Below are 20453 nucleotides of genomic sequence, written 5' to 3'. Positions count from 1 at the left end.
ATGTCGAATGTTATTCCGTCATCGCGAGCAGGCTCACTCCTACAGGTACGGTGTTTACAGCTTTGGAACTGAGGATGAGCTGTGCCGCTTTCTCGGCAATCATCAGCGTAGGCGAACAGGTGTTGCCCGAGGTGATGCGCGGCATGATTGACGCATCGGCAATGCGCAAACCGGGCACGCCGTGGACGCGCAGATGCGCATCGACCACCGCATCGCCGTCATTGCCCATGCGGCAAGTACCGACCGGATGGAAAATCGTCGTGCCGATCTTCGCTGCTGCTTCCTGTAACTCTTCTTCACTTTGCAGGTTGGCGCCGGGCAGGTACTCCACCGGTTTGAACGCTTGCAGGGCAGGGGCGCTGACGATACGGCGAGTCAGGCGAATGGCATCCGCCGCCACGCGCAGGTCTTCGGGATGGCTCAGATAGTTGGGTTGAATCAGCGGCGCCTCCTGCGGGTCCGCCGAACGAATGTCGATGCGTCCACGACTCTGCGGACGCAGATCGCACACCGAAGCGGTGAAGGCAGGGAAGCTGTGCAACGGCTCGCCAAAGCGCTCCAGGGACAATGGCTGCACGTGGTACTCAAGATTCGCTGAGGTCTGCTCCGGCCCCGAACGCGCAAACGCGCCCAACTGACTCGGCGCCATTGACAGTGGCCCGCTACGGTCATACAGATAACGCAGGCCCATGCCCATCTTGCCCCACACGCTGCCGGCGATCTGATTCAGCGTGCGGGCGTTTTCCAGTTTGTAGATCAGGCGCAATTGCAGGTGATCCTGCAGGTTGCCGCCAACGCCCGGCAGCTCATGAATCACGCCGATGCCCAAGCGTTCCAGCAGCGGCCGTGGGCCAATCCCGGAGCGTTGCAGAATGCTCGGTGAACCGACCGCGCCGGCGCACAGGACGATCTCCTTGCGCGCCTTGAACTGTTTGATCTGGCCTTCATGACGCGCGCTGACTTTTGTTGCGCGTCCGTCCTCGAGTAATACCCGATCGACCTCAACCCCGGTCAGCACCGTCAGATTCGTCCGGTCGCGCACCGGTTTCAAAAACGCCTTGGCCGCGTTCCAGCGCACGCCGGATTTCTGATTGACCTGAAAGTAGCCGCAACCCTCGTTGTCGCCCTGATTGAAGTCATCGATGCTGGCGATACCGCTTTGCTCAGCCGCACTGCGAAACGCATCCAGAATCGGCCACGACAGCCGCTGTTGTTCGACCCGCCATTCCCCCTTGGCACCGTGGAATTCAGCCGCGCCGGCAAAATGATTTTCGCTTTGCTTGAACAGCGGCAGCACGTCATTCCAGGCCCAGCCCGGATTGCCCTCGGCCGCCCAGCCATCGTAGTCGTTGGTCTGGCCGCGCATGTAGATCATGCCGTTGATGGACGAACAACCGCCCAGCACTTTGCCGCGCGGATAGCTCAGCGCGCGGCCGTTGAGGCCCGGTTGTTCTTCGGTCTTGAAGCACCAGTCGGTGCGCGGGTTACCGATGCAGAACAGGTAACCGACAGGAATGTGAATCCACGCATAGTTGTCGCGCCCGCCGGCTTCGAGCAACAGCACGCGCTGCTGCGGATCTGCCGACAGCCGATTGGCCAGCAAACACCCGGCAGGGCCGGCGCCGACCACGATGTAGTCGTATTCATCGAGGGAAGTCTGCATTCCCTGACCTCGCTTTTTGTTTTTATTGTCGGACACTCTAGTTGTTAGCTTTCGTTAAAAGAATGTTAGTTTTTGCGCAGCCGCTGTGCGTTTTCAAACAGCCTGCATAGACCATAGCCGACAAGGACACGCCATGTTCGACTGGAACGACCTGCGGTTTTTTCTCGAACTGCAACGCAGCGGCCGCCTGCTCACCGCCGCCCGCCGCCTCAACACCACCCACGCCACCGTCGCCCGCCATATCGAAGCCATCGAAAAAAGCCTCGGCACCGCGCTGTTCGTCCAGCACGCGCAAGGTTACGAAATGACCCCGGCGGGGGAGGCGCTGCTTAAACATGCCGAAGCGATGGAAAACGTGGCGTTGCTGGCGCAGGAAGAGATCACCCAATCCACCGCGCCACTGGGCAAGATTCGTGTGGGGGTGACGGAAGGGCTGGGCATCAAGTTTCTCGCCAGCCGCATGATCGGCTTGTTCGAGCGCTATCCGGGATTGGAAGTGGAACTGGTCGCCGTGCCACGCTTTGTCAGCATCCTCAACCGCGAGGCGGAAATCAGCATTCATCTGGAGCGCCCGGCGGCAGACATGCTCGTCACGCGCAAGCTTACGGACTATCGCTTGGCGCTCTACGCCAGCCAACGCTATCTCGATAAGGCGCCGCCGCTGCAAAGCCGCGAAGACCTCGGGCGGCATGCGTGGATCGGTTATGTCGATGATTTGCTGTTCAGCCAGGAACTGATGTTTCTCAACAGCTTCTGCCGCAGCCCTCGGGTTGTGTTCCATAGCACCAGCGTTATTGCCCAGCAGGAAGCGGCGCGGTCGGGATTGGGCATTGCGGTGTTGCCGTGCTACATGGCGTCATCTGACCCTGACCTTGTCCCATTACTGCCGGATGAAAGCATTGAGCGCAGTTACTGGATCAGCACGCGGCGCGAGTTGCACAAGTCGGTGCGGCTGCGGGTGGTCTGGGATTATGTGGTGGGGTTGTGTGAGGCGGAGCAGGGGTTGCTGCTGGGCAGATCGCAGGTTGGCTCCTCTTTTGCTTGAATGCGCCAAGGCCTTTTAACAATGGAGAGCAGCAATGAGGGAATGGCTTACCGTTCGCGACATCAATGCGGACACCATGAAGGCCATCAGTGACGGCGTCTTACGGCATGGCCGAGCCTTGTCTGAGGCGCGCGGCGGGCGAGCGGAAGCCATCGCCTGTGCGCTGATGGAGGATGGAACACTGATTGGCGGCGCTACCGGCAGAACCGAATTCCGGCGCCTGTTTGTCAATTACCTGTGGATCGACGCGCAATGGCGCGGAACCGGGCTGGGTACTGAGGCGTTGCACAAGCTTGAGGCGTTAGCGGTTGAAAGGGCGTGCGTGGATGCGTTGATCGAAACGCTGGATGACGACGTCGCCCGTTGGTACACCCGTTGCGGCTACCGATTGATCGCGCACGTGCCTGAGTACTGCGGCCCGTGGAGTCGTCATACGCTGTTGAAAACCCTTGGCGCAACCCAAGGAAATGCCGCCGATGACCAATAGCGATCTGGGCAGTACACCCAAAACCGGCAGGCTTCATCACGTTGAAATCAACGTCTCATCGCTGGAAGTCTCGTTGCTCTTTTGGCAGCCGTTGCTCTTGTTGCTGGGTTATACGCAGCATCAAAATTGGCCCGCCGGGCGCAGCTTTATTCTCAACGGCACCTACTTGGTGTTCGTTCAGGCAAGCGATCTGCAACAGGGCTTTAACCGCCGGGGCGTGGGCTTGAATCATCTGGCGTTCCAGGCGGGCTCACAGGCACAAGTGGATGAAATGGCGGATTGGCTGCGAGCGTCCGGTTTTCGTCTTCTCTACGAAAGCGCCTATCCGTACGCCGGCGGCCCGGAGCACTACGCCCTCTACTGTGAGGATCCGGACAAGATCAAAGTAGAGATCGTCGCGCCGGTGGACACGCACCTGTAGTCCCGTTTGCAGGGCTGGCAGGAATGACGTTGCGTGCGGCATTGAAGACTGTGCCTTCTACAGCGCTTTGGCAAAAAGGAAATTCTTGGGATTGATTAATATATGGATATCCGTATATTCGAATTTCCATATGTACAGAGCCCGTCCCATGATCACTCCCACCGAAGTCTTCAAGAGCCTCGCCGACGAAACCCGCGTTCGGGCCATGCTGCTCATTTCCGATCAAGGTGAACTCTGCGTCTGCGAGCTGATGTGTGCGCTCGACGATAGCCAGCCGAAAATCAGCCGCCACCTCGCGCAACTGCGCAGCAATGGCTTGCTGCTCGATCGCCGTCAGGGCCAGTGGGTCTATTACCGGCTCAATCCGGAGCTGCCGGCGTGGGTGCGCGAGATTCTGCAAGTGACGTCCAAAGCCAACGTCGATTGGCTCAAGGACAACGCCGCGCGCCTGCAGAACATGGATGGCCGTCCTGTCCGTGAAACCGCGTGCTGCTGAGGAAGGAGAAACCCATGCGAATCCTGTTCATGTGCACGGCCAACAGTTGCCGCAGCATTCTCTCTGAGGCCATGTTCAATCACTTGGCACCTGCCGGGTTTGAAGCGGTGAGTGCTGGCAGTTTTCCCAAAGGCCAAGTCTTGCCGCGCAGCCTGTTGACCCTGCAAAAGCATGGCATCGCCATTGATTGCTTGCACAGCAAAGGCAACGACGCTTTTGAACGCAACCCGCCAGATATCGTCATCACCGTGTGCGACAAAGCCGCTGGCGAGACCTGCCCGGTGTATTTCGGCCCGGCGCTGAAATCTCACTGGGGACTGGAAGATCCGTCCGAAGTGAAGGGCGACGAAGCCACTGTCGACGCGGCTTTTCACGCCACCCTTATGCGCATCGGCCAACGCTGTCAGGCCTTCCTCGATCTGCCTTTCCACTCGCTCAGCCGCGATCAACTCAAGGCTGAGCTCGACCGCATCGGCACGCTTTAAGGAGGATTTATGTCCGAACTGCCCAACCTCGATCTCAATCTGTTCGATAACGCCAAACCGTCGCAAGCGGGCGAACACAAACCACGCATCCTGCTGCTCTACGGCTCGACCCGCGAACGCTCGTTCAGCCGTTTGCTGGTAGAGGAGGCCGCGCGCCTGCTCGAACACTTCGGTGCTGAAACGCGCATCTTCAACCCGTCCGGTCTGCCACTGCCCGACGACGTCCCGGTCGACCATCCCAAAGTGCAGGAACTGCGCGAGCTGGTGCTGTGGTCGGAAGGCCAGGTCTGGTGCTCACCCGAACGTCATGGCGCGATGTCCGCCGTGTTCAAGGCGCAGATCGATTGGGTCCCGCTGGAACTAGGCGCTGTACGCCCGACCCAGGGCAAAACCCTGGCTGTGATGCAAGTCTGCGGCGGTTCGCAGTCGTTCAACGTGGTCAACCAGTTGCGCGTGTTGGGCCGCTGGATGCGCATGTTCACCATCCCCAACCAATCCTCGGTGCCGAAGGCCTACATGGAGTTCGACGACACCGGGCGGATGAAACCATCGCCGTTCTACGATCGTGTGGTCGATGTGATGGAGGAGTTGGTGAAGTTCACCGTGCTGCTGCGCGATCAACAGGCGCATCTGGTCGACCGCTACTCCGAGCGCAAGGAAAGTGCCGAGCAACTGATGGCGCGGGTTAATCAGCGTTCGATTTGAGGCCGTCCCTCGGCGAGGGACGGCTGCGTTCACGGGGCGGCAACGGCGGGCGCAATCCAGCTTTGATTGATGGTGATCAACCTTGTGTCGGTCAGTTCGGCGCAGCCTTGGAAAGGTGCTGAACTCACTGCAAACACCTGCACAGGAGTCTTGATCATGACCATGATGAAAGCGGCGATATTCGTCGAAAAGAATCGCATCGTGCTGGATGACAAGCCGATCCCCGAGGTTGGCCCGCTGGACGCGCTGGTGCGTATCACCACCACGACGATCTGCGGCACTGACGTGCACATCCTGCGTGGCGAGTATCCGGTGGCCAAAGGTTTGACCGTCGGTCACGAACCGGTGGGCGTGATCGAGAAACTTGGCTCACAGGTGCGCGGATTTTTCGAAGGCCAGCGGGTGATTGCCGGCGCGATTACCCCCAGCGGCCAAAGCTACGCCTGCTTGTGTGGCTGCGGCTCCCAGGACGGGCCGGAGACCCGCCACGGTTTTCGCGCCACCGGCGGCTGGAAATTCGGCAACATCATCGATGGCTGCCAGGCGGAGTAAGTCTTGGTCCCCGATGCCTTGGCCAACCTGTGTCCGATCCCCGACGGGCTGAGTGACGAACAGGTGCTGATGTGCCCGGACATCATGTCCACCGGGTTCTCCGGCGCCGAACGTGGCGAAGTCAGTATCGGTGACAGCGTTGCGGTATTCGCGCTGGGGCCGATCGGTCTGTGCGCCGTGGCCGGGGCGCGGCTCAAGGGCGCGAGCGTGATCATTGGCGTCGACGCGGTGGCCGAGCGCATGAGTGTCGCGCGGCAGTTGGGCGCGACCCATGTGGTCAATTTCAAGGACGGCGACGTGGTCGAGCAAATCATGGCGTTGACCGATGGGCGCGGCGTGGATGTGTCCATCGAAGCCTTGGGCACCCAAGGCACGTTCGAGTCTGCCTTGCGGGTGTTACGCCCGGGCGGACGCTTGTCGAGCCTCGGGGTTTACGCGTCGGACCTGTGCATTCCCTACGATGCCTTCGCGGCGGGACTGGGCGATTACAGCATCGTCAGCACCCTGTGCCCCGGCGGCAAGGAACGCATGCGCCGGTTGATGGCGGTGGTGCAAAGCGGTGGCGTCGATCTGTCGCCGCTGGTGACCCACCACTTCAAACTCGACGATATCGAAGCCGCCTATGAACTGTTCGCGCATCAGCGCGATGGGGTGATGAAGGTGGCGATCACGCCTTGATCGGCAACGCGCCCTGCAACGTTTAAAGGTGCGGGGCGCAGGGATGGCGCTACAGACTCAGGCGATGAATGACCTGGTGGGCATCGTCAGGATCGCTGTGGGTTTCAAAGCCCAGTGATCGGGCGAGGTCGCGCATGTCCGTGTTGCTGGCCGAATCCACCGAATACAGATGCTTGAAACCGTTGTGCCGGGCGGTCTTGATCAGATGTTCCATCAGCAGCGTGGCCAGGCCGAGATGCATCCACTCATCGGCGACCGTCACCGCGCATTCACAGTCCTGTTCGCCCGTGGCGGCGTAGCGGCTGATACCGATCTCGATCAATTCACCATTTTCGTGAGCCAGTGCAATGAAGGCTGCGCGTTGCTTGCAGTCGACGTCCATCAACTGATCGAGCAACGCGGTGCCCGGCTCACTGATCTGCGCGAGAAAACGCAGGTGTCGGGACTCGGGCGACAAGCGTTTGATGAACGCGTATTCGCGTTCGCGATCCTCGGCGGACAGGGCACGGATCAAAACGTGGCGGCCATCCCTGAGCGACTCGATCCAGTATTCACCTGGGTGCGCGGCATAGGCCGGCGCCGCGCGGTCATTGTGGTCTTTGACAGTGAGCATGAGATGAGCCTCCATCGGGGCTGAACGAGCAACGCGCAGGAGAGTGCGCTGAGTCTGTTCTACACCGATGTCAGCCCCGGAAGCTGATCTGGATCAGATTCCGACGCGCGGCCACTGTTTTAACGGGCAATGGCGCTCCTGGCTCCGCAACAGACTCAACCCGGCGGCGGTTCGCGGGTGCTGCGTTGCGCAGCGGGGCGCGGTTGCCCGTCGGGAATCGACAACGTCGCGCGCAGGCCGCCCTCAGCGCGGTTGACCAGAGTGATTCGTCCGCCCAGGCGCGTGGCGATGGTGTTGACGATGGTCAGTCCCAGCCCCGCGCCGTGGGCGTTGCCGCGACTGTAGAAGCGCTCGAACAACCGCGCCCGGTCGGCTTCATCGATGCCCGGCCCCTGATCTTCAACGCTCAAGTGATAAAACCCCTCGGCCTGGCTGAGCAGCACGGTGATCACGCCGTGTTCCGGGGAGAAGTTGGCGGCGTTGGTGATCAGGTTGTTCAGGGCAATGTCGATCGTGCCGGCGCTGGCCATGATGTTGAACGGCTGGGCGCTGTCTTCAAAGGCCAGTTCCAGCTGTTTACTCAGCAACCATGGCGTCAACTGGACCAGGCTGTTGCGCACGGTTTCGCCGAGGTCGATGCGTTGTAGCGGCGGCGGATTGGGTTTCGGTTCCAGCCGCGCCATGGTCAGCAATTGGTTGACCAGACGACTGGTGCGGTCGACCCCGGCGATCAGAAACGCCAGCGATTCGCGCCGTTCCTGTTCGGTGCCGGCCTCCTGCAGGTTCTGCGCATGCACCCGCAGCACCGCCAGCGGCGTGCGCATTTCGTGGGCGGCATCGGCGATAAAGCGCCGTTCACGGCCAAGCACTTCCTGAATCTGCGCGAGCATACGGTTGAGCGCTGCCTGCATCGGTTCCAGCTCACTGGGCAGCGGCGCCAATTGCAACGGTTCCAGCGAACCGCTGTGACGGGCGCGCAGGGTCTCGGCCATGTTCGCCAACGGCTTGAGGCCCCAGCCGATGGCCAGCCAGACCATCGCCGCGAGCAGCAGGCTGCCGATCACGTTCGGCCACAGGGTGTGGCGGACGATGCGGTCGACCAGGTCGGCGCGCACATCGTCGCGCTCACCGACCCAGATGCGCAGGTTGTTTTGCGTGTCTTCGAGGAGAAAGGCGCGCCAGTGACGATTGTTCAGGTCCACTACATCGCTGAAGCCGGGCTGTGTCGGTGGTGCCTTGAAGGACGGTGCGCTGGCGGTGTGCACCAACACATCACCGGCAGGATTCCACACCTGAAAAGCGATTTTGCGTTCGTAAGGATGACCCTCGCCACGCGGCACCGCTTCGCCCAGCGCCGAGTTGAACGCCTGGTACAGTTCAGCGTGCTGTTTGCTGGCCAGGGGCATGCGCATCACGCCTTGCAGCAGGCGCGCGTTCTGCGCCAATTGCGCGTCGTAGACCTCGGCGATTTCGTGGTTGCTGTCGTGCAGGTTGAAGGTGCTGAGGACTGCGAGGCCGGCCAACAACAGACCGATGATCAATGTCAGCGTGCGGCGCCGGATCGAGGTCATCGACGCTCCTCCACCAGATAACCCACACCGCGAATGGTACGGATCAGGTCGGTGGAAAACTTTTTGCGCAGGTGGTGAATGTGCACTTCGAGGGTGTTGCTTTCGGCTTCTTCGTTCCAGCCGTAGAGCAGTTGCATCAGTTGATCGCGGGTCATCACCCGGCCCGGCGGCGACAGCAGTTCGTGCAGCAACTGATATTCCTTGGGCGTCAGGGCCACCGGTTGGCCCTGATAACTGACTTGCTGGGTGCCCGGGTTGAGGCTGATGCCGGCATGCTCGATCAACGCTTGAGCGCGCCCGGCACTGCGCCGCAACAAGGCGCGCAGGCGTGCCTTGAGTTCGTCCAGGTCGAACGGTTTGATCAGGTAGTCGTCGGCCCCGGCGTCGAGCCCGGCGATGCGGTCTTCGGTAGCATCGCGCGCGGTAAGAATCAGCACCGGCAGATTCGAACCGCTGTCACGCAATCGGCGCAGCACTTGCAGGCCGTCCATGCGCGGCAGACCGAGATCCAGTACGGCGACATCGAAGGTTTCACTGAGCAGCGCATGCAACGCACTGCTGCCGTCCTTGAGCCAGTCGACGGTGTAACCCTCGCGGCCCAGCGCCTGATGAATGCCTTCACCCAGCGCCACGTCATCCTCAACCAGTAATAAACGCACGCGGACTCCTGTCAGTCGAGTTTCTTGTTCACGTCCACCAGCAGGGCGACGATCTCTTTGCGACGCCCGGCATCGGCACTTTCCCGGCCCGGACGCGGCGCGGCTTGCTGGGCTTTGATCAGCGCGGCTTTGGCTTCAGCGTAGCGCTTCTGACGGTAGAGGTGATCGCCCCAGAAGTACAGGCTGTCGATGCCGTTGGGGTTGAGTTGCAAGGCTTGCTTGAGCAGTTGCTCGGCCTTGTCGCTGTCGCCGAAACCGATGGGCCAGCCGGGCACGCGGTCATACAGCGCGGCGAGGCTGGTGTAGGCCGAGCCTTGCAGGGCTTTGGCGTCGAGGGTCAGGGATTTCTCCAGATCGGCCTTGGCGTCCTTGGCTTTGCCCAAGGCACCGAGGCCGCCCTCGGCACCGGCCCAACTGCTGGTGACGATGCCTTTCCAGATCCACGCTTCGGCCACCGCCGGGCGCTGGGTGGTGAACGCGTTGGTTTCGTTGGCCAATTGCTCGAACGCGGCAGCGCGCTGTTTTTCCGCCACCTCATATTGGATGTGCGCCCAGCTTTGCTGGATACCCTCGAGACGTTTCTGATCGGCCGGTTCCAGCGCCCAGACGCTTTGACACAGGGCAGCGAGCAACAGGCATGCGGATAGTTTTTTCATGGCTTTGGCGACTCGTTGTCAGGTTTTTCACTGAGGCGGCGGATCAGCGGCAACTGCTTGCGCAGGCCTCGATCCACCAGATGCGGGAGCAGATTGTTCAGGCGGACGAAGAAACGTTCCGGCCAGCCCAGATAGAGGTCGCGACGATCACCGGCAATCGCATGGATCACCGCCGAAGCCACGGTTTGCGGATCGTCGACGTTGGCCTTGAGCGCGTCGTTCAACGCTTGCGCGGCGGCGCTGTTCATCGAGGTGCGCGTGGCGCGGGGCGCGACGTACAGCACGCTGACGCGAGTGTCGGCGAGCTCTCGGCGCAGCGCCTCGGAGAACCCGCGCAAAGCGAATTTGCTCGCGCAATAACTGGCGTAACCCGGGTAGCCGATCGAGCCATAGGTCGAACCGACGTTGACCACCATGGCGCTGTCGGCCTGCTTGAGCAGCGGCAACAGCAGCTTGGTCAGGCACATCGGCGCACTGATGTTCACCGCCAGCATCGCATTGATGTCGCTGTCATCGAGCTGTTCGAGCATGGCGAAGTGATTGACCCCGGCGGCGTTGATCAGCAGGTTGATGCCACCGATGGCTTCGGCGGCGACCAGCACTTTGCGCCGGTCGCTGAGGAAGGTCAGGTCAGCGGCGACCCAGCACAACGACTCGGGGTAGCGCTTGAGCAGCGGCAGCAGTGCCTCCTGATGCCGCGCCACCGCGAGCACGTGGGCACCGGCGGCGCACAAGGTTTCGGCGATGGCCAGGCCGATGCCGCCACTGGCGCCGGTCAGCACCACCCGCGCCTCACGCAGCTGCATGTTGAGCCTCCGCGTCACGCGGCAAGCCACGGAACATGTCGGTGTACAGGCGATAGACGACTTTCGAGGCATGAATCACGGCGGCTTGATCGGCAGGATCTTCCAGCTGATTCATCAGGTGCCGATAGGTTTGCATGTGCTCGATGTCGAGCGAACCGTGGGAACTCAGGTAGCTGAACGCCGTTTCCGGCAACGCCAGACGCTCGCGAATGCTGCCCGCCGCGTGGGTGGCCAGGGCGATGCTGGTGCCTTCGAGTACGTTGACCATCCCGAACAGACCCACCGGATTGCCCCGGGCGATCAGGTCGTAAAGGAAGCTGACCATCAATTCGATCGACAATGACGGCTGACCGTCGTGCACCGCATCACGATCACCGCCACACGCGGCGATGTCGTTGAGCACCCAGTGCTCGTGGCCGTATTCGTCTTCGATGTACTCGGCCACCGCTTTGCGCAGCCATTCCAGACGTGTCGGCAGGCGTGCACCGCAGGCCATCATCAGCGGCACGGTGTGGCGCACGTGGTAATACGCCTGGGCCAGAAACGCCCGATAACTGTCGAGACTGACCTTGCCTTGCAGGGCATCTAGAATGATCGGCAGGTTGAACAGTTCGTGGCGTTCCTGTTGCGTGGCTTCTTGCAGGGTGTCAAAAAAACTCATGATGCGGACTCCTCGGAAACAGCGGATTCGGTCAATTGCGTGTGGTACTGCGCGACGATGGCGTCGCGGCGCGGGCGGCCATTGGCGGTGAGCAAGCCATTGGTGGCGCTGAAGGGTTGCGGCAGGCGCGTCCACTGATGCACCTGGGCGTAATCGGGCAAGGCGTCGTTGGCTTCGGCGACAGCAGCGGTCAGTTCGGCATCGGTGCAGTCCGGACGATGTGGCCAGAGCAGGGCGTGATTGCGCGGCAAGGCCTCGCCGTAAACGAATGCCTGGGCGATGTGGCGGCGCTGGGTCAGCTCGGACTCGACCCATTCCGGGTTGACGTTGCGCCCGAAACTGGTGACGAACTGGTGCTTCTTGCGGCCCTTGAGATAGAGAAAACCTTCCGGGTCGAACTCGCCCAGATCGCCGCTCGGCCACCACTCATCAGCGTACGGTGCATCGCCCAGATAACCGAGCAAGGCCGAGCCCTTGATCAGCACTTCGCCGTCCTCGGCCAGCCGCACTTCGACATGCGGCAGCGGTCGACCGACGCTGCCGGGGCGGCGCGCACCGGGGCGATTGAGGCACACCACCGAGGCGCATTCGGACAAGCCATAGCCTTCGTAAACCGGCAGACCGAGCCGTTGCGCGCGGTGCAGCAGATCCTCCGAGACCCGCGCACCGCCGACAGCGGCAAAACGCAGGGTTTGCGGGTCGAAGGCTTTCTGTTCGGCGGCGTTGACCAGTAACAACAGCAACTGCGGCACCAGGATCAGACTCTCCGGCGCACGGCTGGCCAGATAACCGAGCAAGCGCGGAATCTCGACGCCGCTGGCGCCCTGAATGCCGAGGGTTTTCTGGCTTGGCAAACTCAACATGGCGCCGGCATACAGCGCGGCGTAGCAGCCAAGGTTCTCCAGCAGAATCGCCAACGGCAACAGCGCCAGATGATGCTGCGGGCCGGTCGCTTCGCTGGCCTGATCCAGCTCCCGTGCCACCCGCAGCAGGCTCTCGGCGCTCAGGCACACGCCTTTCGGCGTGCCGGTGGTGCCGGACGTGAAGGTGAGTTTCGCGGTGCCGGCCGGCATGCGACTGGGGCCACTGAACGCGCGGCACCAGAACTCGCCACGTTGTTCATAGCCAGCCGCGAGCAGTTCGGCTTCCAGTTCAGGCTCGGCGATCACCCGTTCGGCCTGGCTCTGTTGCAGACAATGAGCGCGTTGCGCCGCACTGAAAAACGGCGGCAGCGTCACGCAGGTCAAGCCTTCGAACAGCACGGCCAGATCCCAGAGCATCGCGTCGACGCCGTTGTCCAACGCCAGCGCAATCACCCGCGCTTGCTCATCGCGCAGGCGCTCCTGGCGATAGAGCACCTCGGCGTACAGCGTGGCGTAATCGAGTTTCAACGTGTCGCCCCACAGAGCGGTCGCGTTGTCATTGCGCCGGGCATGGTCGCGCAGGGTTTCCTGGAAGCGTTGCAGTTCAAGCGACATGACAGGCTCCTTCAATCGAACTCGGCAAACCCAGGCGGGTAAACAGGCCGATATTGCGCAAATGGATGAACCCGGCGCGGATGTTGCCGACGTGCACCCAAGGTTTACTTTCGTAATAACTGCCCCAGTGTTGACGCTCGTCACCCAATCGTTCCGGGTCAGCGGCGCACAATGTCACTGGCTTCAGACCCAGACGATGGAAGCTGTTGACCAGGCCGATGTTGCCGGTGAACGTCACCCATTCCAGGCCGCCCATGGCCAGCAGATAGGTGATGGCGATGATGCTCAGGCGCGCACTGCCGGTGTCGCTGGCGGCGAGGTTGCCGACTTCGACGATGGCGCTGCGCTCGACCGCACGATCCGCCGCTGCGCTGATCAACGGCTCGATCGGCTCATCCAGATAGCGCTCAAGGAACAGTGATTCCAGATGCGCGCGACGCACCCCGGCCACGGCGCACAACTCGCCGTCGCCGTTGTGCATGCCGAACAGCTCGGGCATGAAATGACGGATGTCGGCGCCATGGGCCTTGCGAAAACGTTGCTGGATAAAGGCTTCGAACGGCTCTCGCAGGGCATCGTCGGGCCGGGCACCGGTCAACGTCATCTGCGGCGTTTCGGCTTGACCGAAGCGCAGGGGCAGGGCGATGTTCCAGTCAAATTCGGGCATCGGCAGAACGCCTCCCTCAATAGGTTTGAGGCGAGTATCGGAGGCATTTCTTAACGAAGTCTGAAGGTGAAAAAAGGTTAACGTGAGGGTCTGTCTTCAGACTCTCTTAAGACTGGGCGGGCAGGGTAACGCCGTCGGTTCGCCCGGCAACCGGATCGAGACCGTCGAACGAATCGACTGTCATTCACGACAATCACGAGGCGCAGCTTATGACCCGCGACATCGCCGTAACCCGTTATGGAAAACTCTCAATCACCCTGCACTGGCTGATGCTGGCGCTGTTTGTCGGCGTTTACGCCTGCGTCGAAATCAAGGGCTACCTGCCCAAGGGCAGCGAAGCACGCGGCTTGCTGATGGGCTTCCACGGCCTGTTCGGCGCGAGCATCTTCGCCCTCGTGTGGATCCGCCTGCTCGGCCGCCTCAGCCCACGCCCACCGATCACGCCCAAACCCCCTGCGTGGCAGACCGGCATCGCGCACCTGACACACCTGGCGCTGTACGGCCTGATGATTGCCACCCCAATCCTCGCCTGGCTGATGCTCGCCGCCGCCGACAAACCGTTCCCGTACTTCGGCTTCCACGTCCCGGCACCCGTGGCCATCGACCCGGACTTCGCCAAGCAAGTGAAGTACTGGCATGAACTGATTGGCAGCGCGGGTTACTGGCTGATCGGGCTGCACGCGCTGGCGGGGTTGTTCCACCATTATTGGGTGCGGGATAACACCCTCGTGCGGATGCTGCCCGGCCGCACCGAATAACGCAGATATCACTGTAGGAGTGAGCCTGCTCGCGATAGCGGTAGTCCAGTCAATGTAAGTGTTGACTGAACAAACGCCATCGCGAGCAGGCTCACTCCTACAGGGTTTCTGTGGTGTCTGGTAGAGCGGGGCAGTTGCCGGAATCGCACTTCGCGTCCACTCTATGACCTGCCGACAAGGAGCGTCCGCCGACCCTCCGTCGTGACCACAGGGAGCTTGCAGCATGAGCGAAGACAACAAGGTAAAAGGCCCGGCGTCATACTTCCCCTCCATCGAGAAAAAATACGGCCAGCCCATCGAACACTGGCTGAACCTGCTCACCAGCATCACCGACAAGAAACACATGGAACTGGTCGCGTGGCTCAAGGATGAACACGGCATGGGCCACGGTCATGCCAACGCCTTGGTTGCGCATCATCTGGCGGGTAAAAAGTGAGGGCAGGGCAGCGATGAATTTCTCCCACCGGCCAGTGACGGCCGACGACGTCAACACCCTCTGCAGCTTTCCGCAGGGCGAACAAGAGCTGTTCTTCATGTTCCCGAAAGCGAACTTCCCGCTCATGGAAGAGCAGATGCACAGCGCAATCAGCCAACGCTTCGACTCCACGGCTTTTCTGGCCAACGACGAGTTCGTCGGCTTCGCCAACTTCTACCGCGCTGAGCACGATGGCATCTGCTGTATTGGCAACGTCATCGTCGCGCCATATGCCCGTGGCCAGGGTGTTGCGCGGTACATTGTCGAGACCATGACTGCGGTGGGTTTCGAAAAATATCAGGCCAAGGAAGTGCAACTGTCTTGCTTCAATGAAAACACCGCAGGCCTGCTGCTCTACCCGAAACTTGGCTTCGTGCCGTTCTCCATTGAAGAGCGCCCGGCACCGGGTGGCAAACGTTCAGCGCTGATCAGCATGACGAGCATCAGAGGCGCAGCGAATGCCACTCACCTTCCATAAGATGCACGCCAACGGCGATGACTTCGTCGTGATCGACACACGCAACGTCACCAACCCCGTCACCGGCCAACTCGCCCGGCGCCTGGGTGATCGTCATCGCGGCATCGGTTTCAACCAACTCGCCGTGGTCCTCGATTGCGCAGACGCCGATGCGCGCGTGGAATTCTGGAACGCCGATGGCTCAGCGCTCGACGTGTGCGGCAGCGCCACCCGTGGCGTGGCGGACAGGTTGATGCGCGAAGCCAGCCGAACATCGATCACCCTGCGCACCAACCGTGGCCTGCTCACCTGCGAACGCACGCCCAGCGGATTGATCGCCGTCGACATGGGCGAACCGTTGTTCGACTGGCAAGACATCCCCTTGGCAAAAGAACACGACACACTTTTTCTACCGCTCGCCGGCGCTCCAACCGCGTGCAACATGGGCAATCCGCACTGCACCTATTTCGTCGACGACCTCAATTCCATCGATATCGCCGCCCTCGGCCCGAGCCTCGAAACCCACCCATTGTTTCCGCAAAAAACCAACGTCCACTTCGTGCAGATCATCGACCGCCAACACATCCGCCTGCGCATCTGGGAGCGCAACGGCGCCATCCCGCTCGGCTCCGGCTCATGCTCGTGTGGCGCGGCCGTCAACGGCATCCGCCGAGGCCTGCTCGACCACACCGTCAACGTCGAATGCGACGGCGGCCCCGTCACCGTTCACTGGAACGGCACCGGCCCCGTAACCCTGAGCGGCCCGGTAGAAACCACTTTCTCCGGCACCCTCCCAGACACCCAACTCGACCTCAAGTGAACACAATCCCCCTGTAGGAGTGAGCCTGCTCGCGATAGCGTCAGCCCAATCACCACCAATCCCAACCCAATCACATAACCCTGTGGGAGCTAGCCTGCTAGCGAAGGCTCCAGCCCAGTCACCGCAAATCCCAAACGCACCACAAATCCACTGTGGGAGCGAGCCTGCTCGCGAAGTCGCCCACCCAGTCACCCCATCAACCACTGAGCGAAATAAACAGTAAAAACCACCACTGTTTAAACGATGCCTCAAGTAACCACCGAAACCCTACAACGCCTTGCGCCGTTACCTACGACTAAGCCAGAATCCGCCGGCTTGTGCGTCTAGGTCGCGGGTTCTATCGTCTGTCGGTCGCTGAAAAACAGTGATCGGGTTTGGTAGCCCGCCATAACTAGTCGCATCGCGAACCGTTCGCAGACCTCATCAGGTCTCTGCTCAATGGTGGCCATGCGCAGGACACCTTCGGGTGTGCCGGGTCCTAGTTACCGGTCTACCAACCCGCGTATGGCCGCCACCTTCGTTTGGTAGCGAATGTGAAGGCTCCTTTTTATTAACTAGGAGTTTCACCATGATCAAACCAACACCCAACCCACCCGAAACCGACCCCACATCCCCCTACGAATCCCCCGACTCCAAGCGATTCCACGAAGCCGCCGAACGCGCCCTCGACCACTACCTCAAACCCGCCAGCCAAATCATGGCCAGCACCCAACAACCCGAACGCATGTACCTCGCCAACCCGAAGTACAACAGCGAATCCCTGCTCGCCAACGCCAGCGAAACCCTCGGCTCCGCCAGCGAAATGCTCCTCAACTTCGCCGCCATGCTCGACACCCCACACCGCAAAACCGCCCTGGGCATCGCCCAAGTCGTGATGCTCGGCGAAATCGCCGTCAACCAAGCGCTGGATAACGTCGAAATCGCCAGCTGACCCCCACCCCGACGAGGGGAAGCCCTCGTCGAACCCCGCTGTCACAACCCGGCTGGCACACGGCCACGGCTTGCGCCCCCCAGCCTCGGCTGTCAACCTTCGGGCCGTTCTCAAGGATCAGAACCAGGAAACATGGATGAGTGGCTACGTACCCAACCCCCCGAAAAATTATCGTTACGAAGAAGCCAAACCCGTCGATATTCACGCCCAGCGTTGGGCGGAATATGAGAAACACGGGAAAGAACCTGCGCGCGAACCTGAGAAAATCGGGATCGCGTTGAGGATTGGGGTTTTCTTTGATGGCACTGGGAATAACGCGAACAACACGGCGGCTGGGTTGCTGTGTGGGGCGCAGCATCCCATTGCGCCGGAAGATATTCCTGCTAGTTGTCAGCCTTACATGAGGGATCCGGACAGCAGCTACGCCAACGACACCACCAATGTTCAGAAACTGAGCGAACTGTACTTTGCACCTCAAAAGGCCGAAGGGGATAGTTCGCAAAAGCAAGCGTTCCGGATGATTTACATCGAGGGAATAGGAACTCAGTCAGGCAAGAAGGACAGTACGTTAGGTGGTGGTACTGGCCGAGGCGAAACAGGCGTGGCGGGCCGTGTTCAGTTGTCGTTTGCAGAGATCAAAACGCGTATCAAGGACGTGTTGGACAACAATCCTAATAGTGAAATTACGTCCCTGACCTTTGATACATTCGGCTTCAGCCGTGGTGCTGCTGCAGCAAAACACTTCGCCAACGAGGTCGTACGTGGAAAGCAGGGGCCACTCGGGGAGGTTTTGCGCAGCAACGCCAATGCCCTCAGCCGGACCTTCATCGAAGAGTACAAAAGCAGCATCAACATGGGTTTTATTGGCCTTTTTGATACGGTGCCATCGATTGCTGGCTGGTCGAATCTGGGGGACATCAAAAGTCCCATCGCAACAGGAATCAAACTTTACCTCGACCGCCGCTTCTTCACTGATGTCGTGCAGTTATCCGCGCGTGACGAATATCGGGCTAACTTCGCTCTGAGCCGCGTTAAAGCGGATCACTTGGAAATAACTCTGCCCGGGGTTCATTCCGACATCGGCGGTGGCTACCGCGATGAGGTCGAAGAGTGCGTGCTCGTCAGTCCGATGCAAACGCTTGAGGTGTCGCAATTTACCGATGTCTCCACTACGTCGATCTACCGTGATGCCGTGACGGTTAAGGCGCAGTGGCTCGCCAAAGGATGGCCTGAAGAAATGTTGGAGATCGTCACGCCTGATGCCCTTCTTCTGCCAATTGATCGGCAGGAACGGCTCAGCCCACGTATGAAGCGCGTTTATGCCGCAGTGCAGCTCAAACGTCCCGTGAGTGGCTTGCTCTCCAAGGTATATCTCCGAGTGATGCACCGATTGGCTAAAGAGAAGGGTGTTCGATTTCAAGACATTCCCGATACGCCTGAGTTGGCAGTGCCCGCGGAGCTTCAAGCGCTGTGTGATCGATTTCTAGCGGGTAGTTACGACACCTCAATCCAAGAAGACCAATTGCTGAAGCTGAAGTACATTCACATGTCTGCAAATTGGAACCATCCTCTCGGGCGCCGAGATGGCAGTGGCGTCCGTGCCGTTTACATCAATGCCCCGACGCCGGACTCGATACGCGTACAACACCCCCATGTAGCTGACTGGAAACTTTGGTGATGAAACTACTTTTTACCCTGCTATGCGCGCTGTTCATTACTGGGTGCCAGTCTGCAGATCCACTTTCAGCAAAAAATGACCCGAAATCCGAGTGGTGGGAGTTGGCGTTTACCGAGCCGGACTACATGAAGGTCTGGGTAGAGAACAGTTCTGTTCAAGACATTAAAGGAAGGATTTTCTACAAAACCGGCGGCGGCACCGCTGCGGGGGGTGAGCCTGAAGATGGAACGGAGTCCGCCCGAGGTTGGACAGGTGGGGTAGGCGGCAGCGGGAGGAGAGTGGTGGGAGCAGATTTACCTGTTCGCATCTGGGTCCGTTGGCAATCGATTGTCGAACAGAAAACGTGGCAGGCATGGGTAGAAATCCCAGAGGAAGCCAGGCAGTTGATGGTGGCGTCCGTCAATCAACGTTGCCCGCAGACGCCTGATCAGGAAGCGAGATTTATGGCGTCGGTTTATCTAGGGTTGGCCCCCGGTGGTGTTGTGCAGGTTTGGGTAAGAGACTCTTGCCACCACCCGGTCAAAGTCGCTCGAGCGCAGGCAGAAATTGAACCACTGGGGCCGAGCCAAGGTAAGAACGAAGGGCGTTACGCTTATCCGGTGAGTGAAAAGGCCAAGCGGTATATAGACAAATATGGCATTCCGTACGGAAGTTGGTAGCCGTGACACTTAACTGAATGGATCTTTTGTAATGAACGCAAGGATTGCGCTGCTGGGCGCTTTATTGATATCTGGCTGCCAAATCGGAGGCACCGAAACCGGCGAAAATGACCCTAAATATCCATGGTGGGAGTTAGTGTTCGTTGAGCCGAATTACATGAAGGTCTGGGTAGAAGACAGCTCCGTTCAAGACATCAATAACAGAATTTTCTTTCGCGCTGGCAAGAGCACTGCTGCTAGCGGTGAGCCCGATATCCGCACAGAGTCTGCTCGTGGTTGGGGGAAAGTATCGGGTACCGGGAGACCTGTGACGGGCGCTGATCTTCCAAAACAGATCTTTGTCCGCTGGCAATCCATAACAGAGCAAAAAACCTACCAAGGTTTCATCGAAATTCCGGAGGAGGGCAGGCAACTGATGTTGAAGTCAACGCACCAGCGTTGCCCGGAAACACCGGAGAAAACCGCTCGGTTTATGGCGTCGCTCTATGTGGGTCTCGCTCCTGGCGGCGTGCTCAAAACATGGGTTAGAGATTCATGTCGAAATCCGGTTGAGATTTCTCGCGGTCAAGGAGAGATAGAGCCTCTGGGGCCGGAACAAGGGAAGCACGGTGGTCGTTATGCCTATCCGGTAAGTGAGAAGGCTAAACGATACGTCGAAAAGTACGGCATTCCGTATGGAAGTTGGTAGGAAAGAGGTAGGAGTCACTTCTCTTGCCTGCTTTCAGTGGCGTTGTCAGGAGTGAATCACATTTGACAGCCACCGCGTCAATGATGAACTCAGCGAAGGTCCGCTTTCGGCCATTTGCTGCCCTTCGCAAAAAACAACAATCGGTCTCCTATGTGTATCGGCTCAGCAAGCATTCAACTGCGTACTAAGATGAAATCCTCGACCAAAAAAGCGGCTTGGCTAATGCGGTTAGCAGGTTCGATTCTGGGCGCCTTTCGCTACGAAAAGGGCAAGTTTCTTAATCAAAATGAATTGTGCCAGCAAACTAGCGATGCATATAATTCGCAACTTTCCGAATGCGGGTG

General features: G+C 60.0%; 23 protein-coding genes and 1 pseudogene. 15 read left to right on the top strand and 9 right to left on the bottom strand.

From position 1 onward, the window contains the following. Nucleotides 1-10 precede the first annotated feature (10 nt). On the bottom strand, nucleotides 11-1663 hold the full coding sequence (locus KBP52_RS06395; RefSeq protein WP_212622398.1) for a GMC family oxidoreductase: 1653 nt from the start codon (nucleotides 1661-1663) through the stop codon (nucleotides 11-13). Between the two features lie 133 nt (nucleotides 1664-1796). Here KBP52_RS06395 and KBP52_RS06390 point away from each other — a divergent pair, with 133 nt between their 5' ends. From KBP52_RS06390 to KBP52_RS06360, 7 genes and pseudogenes are all read left to right on the top strand, one after another. Further along, nucleotides 1797-2708, top strand: coding sequence for a LysR family transcriptional regulator (locus KBP52_RS06390; RefSeq protein WP_212622397.1), 912 nt, complete (start codon nucleotides 1797-1799; stop codon nucleotides 2706-2708). 34 nt (nucleotides 2709-2742) lie between these two features. After that, a complete protein-coding gene (locus tag KBP52_RS06385) occupies nucleotides 2743-3195 on the top strand; it encodes a GNAT family N-acetyltransferase (RefSeq protein ID WP_077573380.1) in 453 nt (150 codons plus the stop codon). Further along, nucleotides 3185-3616 (top strand): VOC family protein, encoded by a 432-nt coding sequence (locus KBP52_RS06380; RefSeq protein WP_212622396.1) that lies wholly within the window; start codon nucleotides 3185-3187, stop codon nucleotides 3614-3616. Before KBP52_RS06385 ends, KBP52_RS06380 begins: the two co-directional genes overlap by 11 nt. A 148-nt stretch (nucleotides 3617-3764) precedes the next feature. Continuing rightward, on the top strand, nucleotides 3765-4112 hold the full coding sequence (locus KBP52_RS06375) for a metalloregulator ArsR/SmtB family transcription factor (RefSeq protein ID WP_212622395.1): 348 nt from the start codon (nucleotides 3765-3767) through the stop codon (nucleotides 4110-4112). Nucleotides 4113-4126: 14 nt separating this feature from the next. Next, the gene (locus KBP52_RS06370) at nucleotides 4127-4597 is read left to right on the top strand and encodes an arsenate reductase ArsC (RefSeq protein ID WP_212622394.1); all 471 of its coding nucleotides are present in this window, start codon (nucleotides 4127-4129) and stop codon (nucleotides 4595-4597) included. A gap of 9 nt (nucleotides 4598-4606) precedes the next feature. Beyond that, nucleotides 4607-5302, top strand: coding sequence for an arsenical resistance protein ArsH (gene arsH / locus KBP52_RS06365; RefSeq protein WP_212622393.1), 696 nt, complete (start codon nucleotides 4607-4609; stop codon nucleotides 5300-5302). A 156-nt stretch (nucleotides 5303-5458) separates the two neighbouring features. Next, a pseudogene (locus tag KBP52_RS06360) lies at nucleotides 5459-6532 on the top strand (NAD(P)-dependent alcohol dehydrogenase). Nucleotides 6533-6581: 49 nt separating this feature from the next. On the opposite strand, the gene KBP52_RS06355 reads toward KBP52_RS06360, so the two are convergent. The 8 genes from KBP52_RS06355 to KBP52_RS06320 all read right to left on the bottom strand — a co-directional run bounded on the left by KBP52_RS06355 (nucleotide 6582) and on the right by KBP52_RS06320 (nucleotide 13643). Further along, nucleotides 6582-7145 carry a GNAT family N-acetyltransferase gene (locus KBP52_RS06355; RefSeq protein ID WP_212622392.1) on the bottom strand — a complete coding sequence of 188 codons (564 nt, stop codon included), beginning with the start codon at nucleotides 7143-7145 and terminating at the stop codon, nucleotides 6582-6584. 155 nt (nucleotides 7146-7300) lie between these two features. Continuing rightward, nucleotides 7301-8716 carry an ATP-binding protein gene (locus tag KBP52_RS06350; RefSeq protein ID WP_116031166.1) on the bottom strand — a complete coding sequence of 472 codons (1416 nt, stop codon included), beginning with the start codon at nucleotides 8714-8716 and terminating at the stop codon, nucleotides 7301-7303. Further along, on the bottom strand, nucleotides 8713-9375 hold the full coding sequence (locus KBP52_RS06345; RefSeq protein ID WP_007910671.1) for a response regulator: 663 nt from the start codon (nucleotides 9373-9375) through the stop codon (nucleotides 8713-8715). Before KBP52_RS06345 ends, KBP52_RS06350 begins: the two co-directional genes overlap by 4 nt. A gap of 11 nt (nucleotides 9376-9386) precedes the next feature. Next, a complete protein-coding gene (locus KBP52_RS06340; protein WP_212622391.1) occupies nucleotides 9387-10031 on the bottom strand; it encodes a tetratricopeptide repeat protein in 645 nt (214 codons plus the stop codon). Beyond that, complete coding sequence (locus KBP52_RS06335; RefSeq protein ID WP_077573371.1) at nucleotides 10028-10837, bottom strand: SDR family oxidoreductase; 810 nt, start codon at nucleotides 10835-10837, stop codon at nucleotides 10028-10030. Before KBP52_RS06335 ends, KBP52_RS06340 begins: the two co-directional genes overlap by 4 nt. After that, a complete protein-coding gene (locus KBP52_RS06330) occupies nucleotides 10824-11498 on the bottom strand; it encodes an iron-containing redox enzyme family protein (protein WP_077573370.1) in 675 nt (224 codons plus the stop codon). Before KBP52_RS06330 ends, KBP52_RS06335 begins: the two co-directional genes overlap by 14 nt. Then, entirely contained in the window at nucleotides 11495-12976 is a 1482-nt protein-coding gene (locus KBP52_RS06325; protein ID WP_212622390.1) for an AMP-binding protein, read from the bottom strand. The genes KBP52_RS06330 and KBP52_RS06325 overlap by 4 nt, the downstream gene beginning before the upstream one ends. Continuing rightward, the gene (locus KBP52_RS06320; RefSeq protein ID WP_212622389.1) at nucleotides 12966-13643 is read right to left on the bottom strand and encodes a thermostable hemolysin; all 678 of its coding nucleotides are present in this window, start codon (nucleotides 13641-13643) and stop codon (nucleotides 12966-12968) included. The genes KBP52_RS06325 and KBP52_RS06320 overlap by 11 nt, the downstream gene beginning before the upstream one ends. 209 nt (nucleotides 13644-13852) lie before the next feature. Between KBP52_RS06320 and KBP52_RS06315 the strand changes: the two genes are divergently transcribed. The 8 genes from KBP52_RS06315 to KBP52_RS06280 all read left to right on the top strand — a co-directional run bounded on the left by KBP52_RS06315 (nucleotide 13853) and on the right by KBP52_RS06280 (nucleotide 20109). Beyond that, complete coding sequence (locus KBP52_RS06315; RefSeq protein WP_212622388.1) at nucleotides 13853-14401, top strand: cytochrome b; 549 nt, start codon at nucleotides 13853-13855, stop codon at nucleotides 14399-14401. Between the two features lie 223 nt (nucleotides 14402-14624). Further along, entirely contained in the window at nucleotides 14625-14837 is a 213-nt protein-coding gene (locus KBP52_RS06310; RefSeq protein WP_212622387.1) for a DUF4287 domain-containing protein, read from the top strand. 13 nt (nucleotides 14838-14850) lie between these two features. Further along, nucleotides 14851-15354: a GNAT family protein gene (locus KBP52_RS06305; RefSeq protein ID WP_212622386.1), complete on the top strand. Its 504-nt coding sequence runs from the start codon at nucleotides 14851-14853 to the stop codon at nucleotides 15352-15354. Beyond that, the gene (dapF, locus tag KBP52_RS06300) at nucleotides 15335-16153 is read left to right on the top strand and encodes a diaminopimelate epimerase (protein ID WP_212622385.1); all 819 of its coding nucleotides are present in this window, start codon (nucleotides 15335-15337) and stop codon (nucleotides 16151-16153) included. Before KBP52_RS06305 ends, dapF begins: the two co-directional genes overlap by 20 nt. 568 nt (nucleotides 16154-16721) lie before the next feature. After that, nucleotides 16722-17084: a DUF6124 family protein gene (locus tag KBP52_RS06295; protein ID WP_016982978.1), complete on the top strand. Its 363-nt coding sequence runs from the start codon at nucleotides 16722-16724 to the stop codon at nucleotides 17082-17084. A gap of 136 nt (nucleotides 17085-17220) precedes the next feature. Continuing rightward, nucleotides 17221-18762, top strand: a complete 1542-nt coding sequence (locus KBP52_RS06290) for a DUF2235 domain-containing protein (RefSeq protein WP_212622384.1) — start codon at nucleotides 17221-17223, stop codon at nucleotides 18760-18762. Further along, nucleotides 18762-19421, top strand: coding sequence for a DUF2931 family protein (locus KBP52_RS06285; protein ID WP_212622383.1), 660 nt, complete (start codon nucleotides 18762-18764; stop codon nucleotides 19419-19421). The genes KBP52_RS06290 and KBP52_RS06285 overlap by 1 nt, the downstream gene beginning before the upstream one ends. Before the next feature lie 31 nt (nucleotides 19422-19452). Continuing rightward, nucleotides 19453-20109, top strand: coding sequence for a DUF2931 family protein (locus KBP52_RS06280; protein ID WP_212622382.1), 657 nt, complete (start codon nucleotides 19453-19455; stop codon nucleotides 20107-20109). Nucleotides 20110-20453: the final 344 nt, after the last annotated feature.

The organism is Pseudomonas sp. SCA2728.1_7 (assembly GCF_018138145.1).
GTDB lineage: Bacteria > Pseudomonadota > Gammaproteobacteria > Pseudomonadales > Pseudomonadaceae > Aquipseudomonas > Aquipseudomonas koreensis_A.
This window is presented reverse-complemented; position numbering and strand designations above follow the sequence as displayed.

Bases quoted from the DNA above. Each gene is read 5' to 3' on its own strand.
- KBP52_RS06395 (WP_212622398.1), bottom strand. From the start codon at position 1,663: ATGCAGACTTCCCTCGATGAATACGACTACATCGTGGTCGGCGCCGGC.
- KBP52_RS06390 (WP_212622397.1), top strand. From the start codon at position 1,797: ATGTTCGACTGGAACGACCTGCGGTTTTTTCTCGAACTGCAACGCAGC.
- KBP52_RS06385 (WP_077573380.1), top strand. From the start codon at position 2,743: ATGAGGGAATGGCTTACCGTTCGCGACATCAATGCGGACACCATGAAG.
- KBP52_RS06380 (WP_212622396.1), top strand. From the start codon at position 3,185: ATGACCAATAGCGATCTGGGCAGTACACCCAAAACCGGCAGGCTTCAT.
- KBP52_RS06375 (WP_212622395.1), top strand. From the start codon at position 3,765: ATGATCACTCCCACCGAAGTCTTCAAGAGCCTCGCCGACGAAACCCGC.
- KBP52_RS06370 (WP_212622394.1), top strand. From the start codon at position 4,127: ATGCGAATCCTGTTCATGTGCACGGCCAACAGTTGCCGCAGCATTCTC.
- arsH (WP_212622393.1), top strand. From the start codon at position 4,607: ATGTCCGAACTGCCCAACCTCGATCTCAATCTGTTCGATAACGCCAAA.
- KBP52_RS06355 (WP_212622392.1), bottom strand. From the start codon at position 7,145: ATGCTCACTGTCAAAGACCACAATGACCGCGCGGCGCCGGCCTATGCC.
- KBP52_RS06350 (WP_116031166.1), bottom strand. From the start codon at position 8,716: ATGACCTCGATCCGGCGCCGCACGCTGACATTGATCATCGGTCTGTTG.
- KBP52_RS06340 (WP_212622391.1), bottom strand. From the start codon at position 10,031: ATGAAAAAACTATCCGCATGCCTGTTGCTCGCTGCCCTGTGTCAAAGC.
- KBP52_RS06335 (WP_077573371.1), bottom strand. From the start codon at position 10,837: ATGCAGCTGCGTGAGGCGCGGGTGGTGCTGACCGGCGCCAGTGGCGGC.
- KBP52_RS06330 (WP_077573370.1), bottom strand. From the start codon at position 11,498: ATGAGTTTTTTTGACACCCTGCAAGAAGCCACGCAACAGGAACGCCAC.
- KBP52_RS06325 (WP_212622390.1), bottom strand. From the start codon at position 12,976: ATGTCGCTTGAACTGCAACGCTTCCAGGAAACCCTGCGCGACCATGCC.
- KBP52_RS06320 (WP_212622389.1), bottom strand. From the start codon at position 13,643: ATGCCCGAATTTGACTGGAACATCGCCCTGCCCCTGCGCTTCGGTCAA.
- KBP52_RS06315 (WP_212622388.1), top strand. From the start codon at position 13,853: ATGACCCGCGACATCGCCGTAACCCGTTATGGAAAACTCTCAATCACC.
- KBP52_RS06310 (WP_212622387.1), top strand. From the start codon at position 14,625: ATGAGCGAAGACAACAAGGTAAAAGGCCCGGCGTCATACTTCCCCTCC.
- KBP52_RS06305 (WP_212622386.1), top strand. From the start codon at position 14,851: ATGAATTTCTCCCACCGGCCAGTGACGGCCGACGACGTCAACACCCTC.
- dapF (WP_212622385.1), top strand. From the start codon at position 15,335: ATGCCACTCACCTTCCATAAGATGCACGCCAACGGCGATGACTTCGTC.
- KBP52_RS06295 (WP_016982978.1), top strand. From the start codon at position 16,722: ATGATCAAACCAACACCCAACCCACCCGAAACCGACCCCACATCCCCC.
- KBP52_RS06290 (WP_212622384.1), top strand. From the start codon at position 17,221: ATGAGTGGCTACGTACCCAACCCCCCGAAAAATTATCGTTACGAAGAA.
- KBP52_RS06285 (WP_212622383.1), top strand. From the start codon at position 18,762: ATGAAACTACTTTTTACCCTGCTATGCGCGCTGTTCATTACTGGGTGC.
- KBP52_RS06280 (WP_212622382.1), top strand. From the start codon at position 19,453: ATGAACGCAAGGATTGCGCTGCTGGGCGCTTTATTGATATCTGGCTGC.